A 12,794-nucleotide genomic window follows, 5' to 3' on the forward strand; every position below is an offset into this window, starting at 1 on the left:
CCTCCCCACCTCTCCAGTCACTACTCACCACTCCCCTCAATTTTTTTAATTAATCCATCGATTTGCTCAACCATCTCGTTATTTTCCTCGGCTTGGAATAATTCTCTGGCTTTTTTGAAATTAGCGATCGCTTCTTGTGTTTGTTGTTCTCTTCCCAAAGTAATCCCCAAATTATAGTAAGCGTAGGCATAATCTGGTAAAAGGCTAATGGCTTTTTTATAATGTGCGATGGCTTCTTGGGGTTTACCTCCATCGTCCATTGCGTTTGCTAAACCGGTGTAAGCTTGTGCGTGTTTGGGATCGAGGCGAATTGCTTCGGTATAGTCGGCTATTGCTTGGTCTAGTTTGCCTTGGGCGTAAAAAGCGCTTGCTAAATTATAATGAGCGTCTGCATCTTGGGGATCGATGCTAATGGCTTGTTGGTACTGGGCGATGGCTTCTTCTAGTTTGCCTTCGGCGTACAGTGCATTTCCCAAGGCGTTATAACTTGCGGCATTTTTCGGCTCTAGGCGAATGGCTGTTGTATACTCTGCCATTGCTTCTGCTGACTTCCCTTGAGCATAAAAAGCATTTCCTAAATAATAGTGAGCTGCTGCATCTTGGGGATTGAAGTTAATCGCTTGTTTGTATTCGGCGATGGCTTCTGAAAATTTACCTTGAACGTAGAAAGCATTTCCTAAGAAAAAGTGAGCTTTGGCAAATTTAGGATCGATGCTGATGGCTTTTTGATATTGGGCAATGGCTTCTTGTTGTTTACCTCCATCATCGAGGGTATTTCCCAAAGCTACATAAGCTTCGACAAATTTTGGTTCTATTGCAATTGCTTGGCGAAAAGCCGCTTCTGCTCCTTTTAAATCTCCTTTTTTGTAGAGATTGGCTCCTTGTTCAAAGTTTGTCAGTGCTTTTTTATTATGAGGAAGCGTAGCTTGAAGAGAGTTTTTAACTGTTGCTAAAACGGTGTCAATTTCTTGCCCAAAAGCAACATTAGCACCGCTCAAACCCCAGCAAACAATAGCTATAGCCAGGAAATTATTGATTTTTACCATTGTTATTAATTTACCTATTTTATATGCCAATACGCTTGGTGTTAAGAAAGTTTTTCTATGGAGTCAGGGAACAGGGAACAGGAAATAGGGGAAGAAAAAACAGGCTTATCTGAACTGTATTGTTTTATATAGAAATCCTATTTGATTTTTGAAAATAAGTCCGTACACCTATATTCTCTTAAACCCTTTTGCCTGTTGCCTATTGCCTATTGCCTGACTACACAAATCACTTCACATATCAAACCGGATTTCTACATACAATTTTTCATATTATTCTCCATTACCTACTCCCCATTTTTAGTTTTCGCATTCATTTTTTCCAACAAATTAGCGATTCTGGCGGCTTTTTCTGGTTGACGTTGTTTTTGTAATAAATCTTTAGCTTGTTGTAAATTATTTTTTGCTTCTTCTCGTTTATCTTCTTGCATTAAGACATTTGCTAGACGCAAGTAAGCTTCGGGATTTTTCGGGCTGCGGTTAATGACTTCGCAAAATAATTCTTTGGCTTCTGCTACTCGGTTTTGGCGATTTAAAACATCGCCAAGAAATAAGCGCACCACATCATTGGTAGAATTGAGGGCAATAACTTTGCGAAAAGCGGCTTCTGCACCTTCATAATCTTCTGCTTGAGCGAGATTAATGCCTTTTTGAAATAAATCTGAGGTAATCAAAGTTTTCCAAGCGAAATATCCAAGGATTACCAGACTTATCGTAACTATGATTCCGGCGATAATAGAATTAATTTGCAAGTTTTCTAACATTGTCTAAGCCAAAAGACAGGCGATGGGAAAAATCAGATATTCGATAAAAAACAGTTTCCAGATAAATTGATAAAACTGGGCGATCGCACTTTTATCTTCTAAGTCTACCCTGAAACTCCGTAACCACATCCAAAGCAGCAATCCTAAATGAGTAATCACCACAAATATCGGGTTAACTGAGGCGACACCAAGCACCGCAACTAAAATTATGCCCAAATAGCAGACAGTTATCACCCAAAGAGCGAGATTAAACACAGCTTGAGTGCCGAGTTGGATAGTAAAAGTAGAGATATTGTAAAGGCGATCGCCTTCAATATCGGGTATATCTTTAAAAATGGCAATGGCAAAGGTAAACACCAAAATGAATAACGTCAGCGCCCAAACCGCAGGTACAATTGTTTGGCTTTGCTCAAATGCCCAACTGTAATGTAAATATAATCCCAAATTCACAATCGTACCGCGCACCGAAAAAATACACAGCGCCGCCCAAAAGGGAAATTGCTTCAAACGAATTGGCGGTAAAGAATAAGCAGTCCCAATGGCCAAACTAATTGCCACCATACCAAACAAAAACGGCCCAGTTAGCCAAGCTATAATTAGCCCCAAAATGCCAGTAATTCCGACAATTAATTGCCCAGTTTTTCGGGAAAATTCCCCAGAAGCTAAAGGTAAATAGGGCTTATTAACCTTGTCAATTTCCACATCTTCTAATTGATTCAGCCCCACAATATAGACATTGCCACACAAACAAGAAATCCATGCCCCCAACAAAGGTAGTAGAGAACTTGTAGAGACGCGATGAATCACATCTCCACTAACAGCAATAGCAATTAAATATAAACCCAACACACTAAGACTAGTACCAATAATCGTGTGCGGGCGAGAGAATTTCCAAAAAGCCTGCAACCAATCAAAAGAAAATGGAACAGGTTGGCTTGACAAAGAACTGTTTTGAGAATCACTCATGAGTAGCTTGAATACTCTATTCCGGCTTACTCTTAACCATTGTCACAGAAATTGGGCGTTGGGAGTTAGGAGTTGGGAGTTGGGAGTTAGGAGTTAGGAGTTAGGAGTTGGGAGTTGGGAGTTAGGAGTTGGGAGTTGGGAGTTGGGAGTTAGGAGTTGGGAGTTAGGAGTTGGGAGTTGGGAGTTAGGAGTTGGGAGTTAGGAGTTAGGAATTATTCTCCTTGTCTCCCTTGTCTCCCTTGTCTCCCTTGTCTCCCTCATCTGCAAAAGTTTTTAATATTCACCAACGAGTCTTTGATACTCGTCGATCAAAATTAAGGCGTATGTCCACCCCACAAGTAGTGGTAATTAATTTCTTGGAAATCCCTAAGAAGACACCGATTGTAATTTTTCTAGTCGCGCTAGCACTTCTGAACTGTGAATAGTGGGGTTAACTTTCACAAAAGTCTCGCGCAAAATCCCTTGAGGATCGATAATAAAACTGTGGCGCATAGATAAGAAACTCAACCACGAACCATAAGCTTTACTCACCGAACCGTCAGTGTCAGCTAACAGAGGAAATTTTAGTCCCTCTGAATCACAAAATTTCGCGTGGGAATCAATGTCATCAGCACTAACACCAAGAATTTGAGTGTTTTTTGCCAGATATTTCGGTAAATCTTCCTGAAAACGACGAGCTTCTATAGTGCAACCAGAGGTGAAATCTTTGGGATAAAAGTATAAAACTACCCACTTACCACGAAAATCAGAGAGGGAAATTTTACCATCACCTGTGTTAGTTGGTAAAGTAAATTCTGGTGCGGATTGATTAATTGCAGGAAGTTTACCACCAAGAGCATTAGCTGTAGGGATAAAATTCAGCCAGCTAATAATAGAAATACAGCTGGCAAGTAATACGCTTATAAAAGTGCGGCGAGAAATCATGGTGTAAACCAGAATGACAACTTTACACAAGTTTACAATTGCTGGTTACTAATAATCTCACTGTGATTCAGATTCAAGAGGGATATCTGTACTTTCGATGTATTGGCTATCTAAGAGAAAGGCTCCTTTAGCAAAGCGAATACCCCAATATCCACCTGGTCTCCGGTCAATGACTGTACCCTCCTCACCAATGTGAATCACATCAGGGGGGCGGAGCATGGGCATAGGTTCGGCAGTTTTGACGTAAGGTGGTAGTGCTACAACGCGGACTTTACTACCAATAAAAAATTCTTTAGACATGATAAAAAAGCTAGATTCAAAGTAGGGAATGGGTAATGGGAAATGGGGAACCTTCCCGTAATTGACTAGCTTCTAATAAAAATATGGGGAGTAGTGGTTTAGCAAGCCAAACCACTACGGGGTTTAGGGGTCAAGAGATTTTTCTACTCTTGTTCTGTTAGTTATAGTAGCAACTCACAGTAGTTAATGCAACTGGGCTAACCTAAAATTTTTCAAATTTCTAGTTTGATTTGAAAATCATGTTGACTGATAACTGATGACATGATATTAGATACCCCAACACCCTTAAAAAGCAGCAGCGCTGTTTTATTACCTAATAGGGAAAGGGAAAGGAGTTCGATTGTTTCTCCTTTCCCATCTTCTGCAAGAAGTCTGTATAATTTTTTAATTTTGATATTAAGGGATTAATAAAACCGAGATATAAAAGGCATTCTTAATCCCAAATCTCAAATCCAAACTATGCAAGGAGAAAGATTTGGGGAAGCGGTAGAAGGTTGCATCATAAATTTATTTTGAAAAAGGGAGTGGGAAGTAGGTTAGATTCCTTTTTCATTAGGACTTACACACAGAACTCTCTTAAACTCTTATAACTTCGTGCCCTTTGCGTTCTTTGCGGTTCGTTTATTCATACTTTTGCGGTAAGTCCTATTCATTTATGGTTGTGGAATTTACTATCCTGAGCTAGTTTCGGATGAGATGGGCGACATTGCCCATCCCAAACTATTGTTCAAGATTATTGAGTACTGCGTTGTTGACGACGCTGTTTGAAGTTTTGCTGGATTTGTTCGAGCTTTTGCCGCTGTTCGGGGGTTAAAACTGCTTGAACTTGTTGTTTTTCGGATTCTCGGATTTGTCGGATTTGAGTTTTTTGTGCTTCAGTGAGATTTAATTCTGCAAAGTTCTTCCATCCACCCCGACGCTGACCGGGTTGGCGTTGACCTTGCTGACCGGCTTGGCGCTGAGCTTGACGCGCTTGCTTAGCAGCTTCTAATTTTGCTTTTTGTTCTGGAGTGAAAACTGCTTCAATTTTGGCGCGACTGTCTCGGCGAATTGTCTGAATTTGGCTTTTTTGTGCATCGGTTAGCCCCAATTCTGCCCAGGGGCCCTTTGGTTTTTGTGGAGTTTGTGCGAGTTGCAGGGGTGAGGGAGAAGCTGTTTGAGCTACTACAGCAAAGGAAGTTGCACTTAAACTTAAAGCGATCGCTCCAGCAATTAATGATAATGTTTTGAGTTTCATTATTTATTTCGTGGTTCTTGCCTGTGTGGATGCCACCATCATAAGAATTTAGATTCAAAACTTACATGAGGAGAAAGTCACGGTTATGCCTATGACTAAAGTCATGATTCAATTATGACTAATGTGACTGACAATAATAGAAATTGAGAGTTAAGAGTTAGGAGTTAAGAGTTAACAATCAGGTGTTATCATCATGAATCCTCTAATTCAAATTAAAAAACATCCTTTTCCATCTCTACTTTATTTAGAATGGATATTATTGACAATCACGGCTGTAATAGCAGTTATCCCACCTCCTTTACGACGGTTCCGTCCGAGACGCGCAGAGCTATCAATTTGTGGAACATTTCCAGATTTGTCAGTGTGTAATTTCTTACCAGAATTGTCAATTTATAGCCTGGTTATTTTTGCATTAATGGGGTTATGGTTACCCCAAAATAATCGTAAAAGTAAATTAACATACACAGCTATTCAAATTTTTCTGATTTTATTGACTGGACTTTTTGGTGAAAGATTTGCTCGGCTTTTTCCCTTTCTTTATATAATTTTAGTGACTCGTAGTTGTCTAATTTTTCAGTTACCTGGACGTTTATTCATGACGAGTCTGTCATTTACTTTATTTTTATTGACCACACAATTAAAATATCAATTATTCAGTTTTCAATCTTCACCGCAAGCTCAAGAGCGTTTTCGATTTCTAAGTTTAAATTGGTCATTAGTGTTTGGTCTGAGTTTAGTTTTCGTGTTGTTGATGATGAATGCTGTGTTATCTGAACGCCACAGTCGCGAAAAACTTGCCATTGCTAATGAAAAACTTCGCCAATATGCCATGCGAATAGAAAATCAAGCCACCTTGGAAGAACGCAACCGCATTGCTCGCGAGATTCATGATTCATTAGGACACTCATTAACTGCTTTAAATCTCCAATTAGAAACTGCTTTAAAACTGTGGCAATCGAATCCGGTTAAGGCTGAAACATTTCTAGCGACTGCAAAGGAATTAGGTTCAAAAGCGCTTAAAGATGTCCGTCAATCTGTTTCAACTATGCGTTCTAATCCTTTACAAGAACAGTCTTTAGAACTGGCGATCGCTGGTCTTGTAGAAAATTTTCATCACTCAAATGGTATTCTCCCAATTTATAAAATCAATCTCGAATATTCTTTACCTCCTGACATCAATACTGCTATTTATCGGATTATTCAAGAATCTTTGACTAATATTTCTAAATATGCTTCTGCCACAGAGGTTAAAATAGAACTCACTGGCATTAGAAATAATTTAAGATTAATAATTAAGGATAATGGTAGAGGTTTTGATATTAGACAAAATACCACTGGTTTTGGGCTTCATAGTATGCGCGATCGCACTTTAGCCCTGGGAGGTGAATTTAATATTAATACCACTCCTGGTTCTGGCTGCAAAATTATAGTTAATATCCCCTTAACGAGGTTTATATGAGTATTAAAGTATTGCTAGTAGATGACCAAAGTTTAATTCGTCAAGGATTAAGAGCTTTATTAGAATTAGAACCGGATTTAGAAATCGTAGGTGAAGCCGAAAACGGTAAAGAAGCAATTAATTTCGTTGCTCAATTTCAGCCAGATGTCGTATTATTAGACATCAGGATGCCAATTATGGATGGAGTTGCAGCCACACGAGAAATCCAAAAACATTTTAGCAAAACCAAGATTTTAGTACTTACAACTTTTGATGATAATGAATATGTTTCCGCAGCTTTGCAAAATGGCGCAATGGGTTATTTATTGAAAGATACACCCTCAGAAGAATTAGCTGTTGCTATTCGCGCTGTTTATAAAGGATACACTCAATTAGGCCCAGGCATAGTTAAAAAACTGTTGACCCAGTTTTCTGAAGCTACACCAATTCAGTCACCACCCATACCATCTGGTTTAACTGAACTCACTCCTAGAGAAAAGGAGGTTTTGCGGTTAATTGCTACAGGTGCTAGTAACCGAGAAATTGCTCAGGAACTCTACATTTCTGAGGGGACAGTAAAAAACCACGTTACCAATATTTTAAACAGATTGAATTTGCGCGATCGCACTCAAGCTGCAATTTGGGCAAATAGTTATTTATCTTATTTGAATGAGCCGAATTAAATAATTCCTATATAGGAATTTGGTTTGATTTGGAGAATTACTCGTAGAGGTAGGGAACAGGGAACAGCTTTCAAAAGCTCCCAAAATACTGGGTTCAGAGCAACTAAATTTATTTATTAGGACTTACGCAACTGGCATATTATTTTAAGTCTGGGGTATTGAACTGTTGCCCGTTCCCTGTTCCCTGTTTCCTTTGAAAATTATTTAAATAACTCCAAGCATTCTTTTTTTAAAACACCTTTAGTTACTGTGATATTTGTAAATGACTGAGCAATCACTTCTTCGCAAGATATATTAATTTGTGATTGATTAACCGAGATTAAATCTTGGATTGAAGCACCATAGATAATTTCTGATAAACCACTCCAAACACAAGCAGTTGCACACATCGGACAAGGTTCACCAGTGGTATATATGCTATAACCTTCTAAAGAGGGGTTTTTAAGTTTAGCTGTTAAACTCCGAATGACGTTGATTTCTGCATGAGCGGATGGATCGTTATCTCTTTTGACAGTATTATGACCTATGGCAACAACTTCGTTATCTTTAACAATCACTGCACCGTAAGGCGCATCACCTTTTTTGGCTTCTGCCAATGCTAAATGCATAAAATATTCTGAGTTCATATAACCTGGAGATAACATCAAGACAACACAATGTTTAATCATATCCTATTCCGAATGTTATTCCTATGAAGTAAAATTAGTTAACGGTCGAATATGTTATTGACTAGAAAAACAACAGATTTTTACTTAAAAGACTTGGAAACACCATTAGGTCAAGCCATTAATTTAACACTTGCAGTATTGGTGTTAATTTCATCAGGAATTTTTGTTGCAGAAACTTATAATATTCCTGATTCGGTTCGCTTTCAATTGAGCGTAGCGGATACTGCGATCGCCATTATTTTTCTAATAGAATATTTACTCCGTCTCTGGAGTGCAGAAAATAAAAGTAAGTATATTTTTAGTTTTTATTCGATTATTGATTTAATGGCAATTTTACCATTATTTCTCGGAATAGTAGATATCAGATTTATCCGCTTACTGCGATGGTTTAGAATTTTACGATTAATTAGATTTATAGATAGAAAATATTTATTCGCCAGTATCAGCACCGAAGATGGGTTGATTTTTGCGCGAATATTATTTACATTATTTGCCATTGTTTTTGTTTACTCCGGCTTAATTTATCAAGTCGAGCATCCGGTTAATCCTGAAAAATACGCTACATTTTTGGATGCATTTTATTTCTCTGTTGTCACAATGACAACTGTCGGATTTGGCGATGTAATCCCCATTTCAAAATTAGGACGCTTGCTAACAGTATTGATGATTTTTACAGGAATAGCGTTGATTCCTTGGCAAGTGGGAGATTTGATTAAGCAAGTGGTGAAAACAGCCAATCAAGTACAAACAGTGTGTTCAAATTGTGGTTTAGCTTTCCACGATATTGATGCTGTGTTTTGTAAAAGCTGTGGAACTAAGTTACCCAGTCGAAGGGTTAATTGACCAAACAAGGCAAAAGTTTTAGCCGAATATAATTTGCTACCACACAAGCAAAATCTACCTGCACGAACTAATTAAAAATCAAGATTTTTAACACGCAGGTGAGTTTTGTTTGTATAGCCGCAACTTCTAGTGGTCTACCAACCCAAAAATACGCTTGTGAGGGATTTAAAACCTTTCCCCTTTCCCCTTTCCCCTTTAAAGAGCCAAGTAAACTTGGCGAACTACTAGTCCCTTAAGACAAAATTAATATTAATGTCATTTTTAATACAAATATCTAACAATATGATGATGATTTTATGTCTTGAGAAGTAAGGCTAGAGCTATATTAGCTTGATTTAATGGTTTAGTTTAGTTGAATTTTCACTAATTCAACAACAAACATCGGCTCTCAATTAGATATTTTGAAGATTATTTAAAGGCTTCGATCCTGAATTTTACAAAAAAATCAATTTAAAAGCTCTAAAACGCGTTTAATATCTTAGATAAAAATTCAGCACCAAAGATAAACTAGTGCCTCACAAAAGTTTTCTAAAAAATAATATCTGCTGGTGCGAATTGACAATCGATAAGGGACTTCCAGAAAATGAATGAATCAATTGATTTAAACGACAGTTTTCTTTCTCTCCAGAATTACAGACCGATTGCTTGTTTCTTTTATAGGATTCGTATTTGATTTTTGTTAAGCTAAGTACACTTTGATTCCTTCTGACCTATTCCCTATTCCCTGTTAAGAGTTCCCTTCCTATCGAGCTTGCGCTGCGCGAACGCGCACCACAAAAAGAATTTCAGCGAATCAAAGCGGATTCCTATAGTTTTAAGTTTCTAACCGTTCTAAGAGTTTGTTTGAAAAGTCTAAATTCATACCAGACTCGGTCATTATAAATCGTGGCTATACAGACAAAAGCTACCGTTACTGGGTTTCAAACCCTTGATTTTTCAGTACGCGCAGGCGGACTTTTCTAAAATACGCTACACGAACGCCTGTGTAGTAGGGAATTATATTAGCCTTAGTCATTAGTAATTAGTCATTAGTAACTATTGCCTACCCACACAAGTAATTTCTCCAAATCAAACCGATTGCTACATCAACAATTTCGTGAGGTATTCAAAATATTAGAAATGAGTACTAATAATAATTTAGAGCAAATCAATCTCAGAAATAGTCAAGTTAGTCAAACATCTGCTCCACATCAATGTATTCATCAGATGTTTGAAATTCAGGTAGAGCGATCGCCCCAAGCAACTGCTGTAGTATTTGAAAATGACCAACTGTCTTATGAGCAGTTGAACCAACGAGCAAATCAATTGGCGCATCACCTACGTACTTTAGGCGTTAAATCTGAGGTGCTTGTTGGTATTTACCTGGAACGGTCTTTAGAAATGGTGGTAGGACTGTTGGGAATTCTCAAGGCTGGAGGTGCATACTTACCTCTAGACCCGGCATATCCATCAGAACGTTTAACTTATATCTTAAAAGACAGCCGGATATCAGCGATCGTCACCACACAGCAATTAGTAAATAGTTTACCCGATGGTATAACCCACATCGTTTGTCTGGATTCAGATTGGCATGTGATTAGTGAGAACAATCGAGAAAATCTCGTTTGTAATACCACCCCTGATAACTTGATATATACGATTTACACTTCTGGTTCTACAGGACAACCCAAAGGTGTAATGATTACTCATGCTGGGATTTGCAACCAAATTACCTGGAGACAAACAACTTTTAGATTGACTCCAGCAGACAAAGTTTTACAAAACATTTCTTTGAGCTTTGACCCTTCCGTGTGGCAGATTTTCTGGCCTTTGTGTTGGGGAGCGCAATTGATTATGGCTCGTCCTGGTGGAAATCTAGATAGTAGATATCTTGTTGAGTTAATTCTCCAACAGCAAATCACTGTTATGGCTTTAGTACCTTCCATGCTGCGAGTATTACTAGACGAGAAGCAAATTGAGAATTGTCAATCTCTCAGACACATTACTTGCGGTGGCGAAGCCTTACCTGTGGAACTCATAGAACGTTTCTTTACAAAATTAAACTTAGACGACGTTCTATATAATTGCTACGGCCCCACAGAAGCTTCCATTGATGCCACTTTTTGGAAATGCCATCGCAATAGCAATTATCTCATTGCTCCCATTGGTTGCGCGATCGCCAACACACAGATTTATATCCTGAATGAAAATTTGGAACCTGTAGCTATTGGTCAATTAGGGGAACTACACATTGGCGGTGCTGGACTTGCTCGTGGTTACCTCAACCGTCCCCACCTCACCAATGAAAAATTTATTCCCAACCCTTTCAGCAATGAGCCAAAAGCAAGATTATATAAGACCGGTGATTTAGCCCGTTACCTTAATAATGGCAACATTGAGTTTCTCGGTCGCCTTGACAATCAAGTTAAGGTGCGGGGTTTTCGCATCGAACTTGCAGAAGTTGAAGCAATTCTCGCACAACACCCAGGCATACAACAGACTGTGGTTATAGCAAGAGAAGATAACCCCGGCGACCAGCGATTAATAGCCTATATTGTTCCCAAGAAAGAACAGACACCTACCTTTACTGAACTACGTGAATTTCTCAAACAAAAACTACCTTATTACATGTTGCCAAACTCTTTGGTAGTCTTAGATGCTCTACCTTTAACTCCCAATGGAAAAGTAGACTCACGCGCTCTCAGGGTCTCTAACCAAAACATACAACCATCAAACAAGATTTTTGTACCTCCCCGCAATGAATTAGAACTAAGGTTGGCCAAGATTTGGGAAAAAGTTTTAGGTATCCAACCCATGAGTATCAAAAACAATTTCTTTGATATGGGAGGACATTCCTTACTTGCAGTACGCTTGTTTGCAGAAATTGAGAAGACTTTTGGCAAAAATCTACCCTTAGTTACCCTCCTACAAGCTCCTACTATTGAGGAACTAGCTAACATCTTACGCCAACCAGAATGGGTAAAGCCTTGGTCTTCCTTAGTACCAATTCAACCCAATGGTTCTAAACCTCCTTTTTTTCTTGTCCATGCCGTAGGTGGTAACATTCTTTCTTACTGCGATTTAGCACGCCATTTGGGTTTAAATCAACCAGTTTATGGGCTACAAGCTCAAGGTTTGGATGGAAAAACTGCCCCACACACCAGAATTGAAGATATGGCAGCTCAATACATCAAAGAAATACGTACCATCCAACCCAATGGCCCTTATTTTTTGGGAGGGGCTTCCTTTGGGGGTACAGTAGTTTTCGAGATGGCTCAACAACTCTATGCCCAAGGTGAAAAAGTCGCTTTGCTATCGTTGTTCGATAGTGCTGGATTGAATAATTTACCCACCACATTCTTTGATTTAATTTTTGGGCATTTAAATAATCTTGCACAACTCAAACCTCAAGAACAACTAGTCTATATCTGGCAAAGGTTAAAGTGGCAAATCTGCAAAAGAATCGCCAAGCCTATTCACCAACTTTCCCTGATATCAGGTAATGTGGAACGTCCTCCTCAAACTCTGCACAATCTGAGTGTTTTAGAAGCTAACATCCACGCCAGCAAAAACTACGTACCGCAAGTTTATCCCAGCCATATCACCCTGTTTCGAGCCAAATTAAGATCTTCAAGATATTACTTCGATCCTCAAGGAGGCTGGGGTGGACTGGCTTCCCAGGGTATAGAGATTCATGAAATTCCCGGAGACCACAACAGCATACTCATAGAACCACATGTACAAGTCTTGGCGGAAAAATTAAAAGCTTGTTTAGATCGGGTTCAGAGTCTTTAAAAAACCACAATCCCTGCTAATAGTCTGGCAACTCAAAAATGTTAGGTGGAGGTTGGGTAAAGGTTAATGGTTCGACCCTTCTCTACGAGAGGCTTCTCTACGAGAGGCTTCGCCAACGCCAACGCCAACGACAAAGCTCAGGGCAGGCAAGCTC

11 protein-coding genes are annotated in these 12,794 nt (G+C 38.9%); 4 read left to right on the forward strand and 7 right to left on the reverse strand.

Going from position 1 to position 12,794, the window contains the following annotated elements; all coding sequences use genetic code 11:
- Positions 1-20: 20 nt before the first annotated feature.
- The 6 genes from GNE10_RS22780 to GNE10_RS22805 all read right to left on the reverse strand — a co-directional run bounded on the left by GNE10_RS22780 (position 21) and on the right by GNE10_RS22805 (position 5,234).
- Entirely contained in the window at positions 21-1,046 is a 1,026-nt protein-coding gene (locus GNE10_RS22780; protein WP_185567109.1) for a lipopolysaccharide assembly protein LapB, read from the reverse strand.
- 284 nt (positions 1,047-1,330) lie between these two features.
- A complete protein-coding gene (locus GNE10_RS22785) occupies positions 1,331-1,807 on the reverse strand; it encodes a tetratricopeptide repeat protein (protein WP_185567110.1) in 477 nt (158 codons plus the stop codon).
- Between the two features lie 3 nt (positions 1,808-1,810).
- Positions 1,811-2,773 (reverse strand): homogentisate phytyltransferase, encoded by a 963-nt coding sequence (locus GNE10_RS22790; RefSeq protein WP_185567111.1) that lies wholly within the window; start codon positions 2,771-2,773, stop codon positions 1,811-1,813.
- A gap of 366 nt (positions 2,774-3,139) precedes the next feature.
- A complete protein-coding gene (locus GNE10_RS22795) occupies positions 3,140-3,697 on the reverse strand; it encodes a peroxiredoxin (RefSeq protein WP_185567115.1) in 558 nt (185 codons plus the stop codon).
- Between the two features lie 57 nt (positions 3,698-3,754).
- Positions 3,755-3,997, reverse strand: a complete 243-nt coding sequence (gene sipA, locus GNE10_RS22800) for a regulatory protein SipA (protein WP_185567112.1) — start codon at positions 3,995-3,997, stop codon at positions 3,755-3,757.
- Between the two features lie 733 nt (positions 3,998-4,730).
- Entirely contained in the window at positions 4,731-5,234 is a 504-nt protein-coding gene (locus GNE10_RS22805) for a Spy/CpxP family protein refolding chaperone (protein WP_185567113.1), read from the reverse strand.
- Positions 5,235-5,427: 193 nt separating this feature from the next.
- Here GNE10_RS22805 and GNE10_RS22810 point away from each other — a divergent pair, with 193 nt between their 5' ends.
- On the forward strand, positions 5,428-6,693 hold the full coding sequence (locus tag GNE10_RS22810) for a sensor histidine kinase (RefSeq protein ID WP_185567114.1): 1,266 nt from the start codon (positions 5,428-5,430) through the stop codon (positions 6,691-6,693).
- Positions 6,690-7,355 carry a response regulator transcription factor gene (locus GNE10_RS22815; protein ID WP_099071252.1) on the forward strand — a complete coding sequence of 222 codons (666 nt, stop codon included), beginning with the start codon at positions 6,690-6,692 and terminating at the stop codon, positions 7,353-7,355. The genes GNE10_RS22810 and GNE10_RS22815 overlap by 4 nt, the downstream gene beginning before the upstream one ends.
- 200 nt (positions 7,356-7,555) lie before the next feature.
- Here the strand turns inward: GNE10_RS22815 and GNE10_RS22820 are convergent, their stop codons facing one another.
- Positions 7,556-7,981 (reverse strand): nucleoside deaminase, encoded by a 426-nt coding sequence (locus tag GNE10_RS22820; protein WP_185567116.1) that lies wholly within the window; start codon positions 7,979-7,981, stop codon positions 7,556-7,558.
- Positions 7,982-8,074: 93 nt separating this feature from the next.
- Here GNE10_RS22820 and GNE10_RS22825 point away from each other — a divergent pair, with 93 nt between their 5' ends.
- Positions 8,075-8,866, forward strand: a complete 792-nt coding sequence (locus GNE10_RS22825; protein WP_099071253.1) for an ion transporter — start codon at positions 8,075-8,077, stop codon at positions 8,864-8,866.
- A 1,119-nt stretch (positions 8,867-9,985) separates the two neighbouring features.
- Positions 9,986-12,640 (forward strand): amino acid adenylation domain-containing protein, encoded by a 2,655-nt coding sequence (locus GNE10_RS22830; RefSeq protein WP_260447009.1) that lies wholly within the window; start codon positions 9,986-9,988, stop codon positions 12,638-12,640.
- Positions 12,641-12,794: the final 154 nt, after the last annotated feature.

Origin of the sequence: Nostoc sp. 2RC (genome assembly GCF_014222165.1) — a bacterium.
Classification (GTDB): Bacteria; Cyanobacteriota; Cyanobacteriia; order Cyanobacteriales; family Nostocaceae; genus Nostoc; species Nostoc linckia.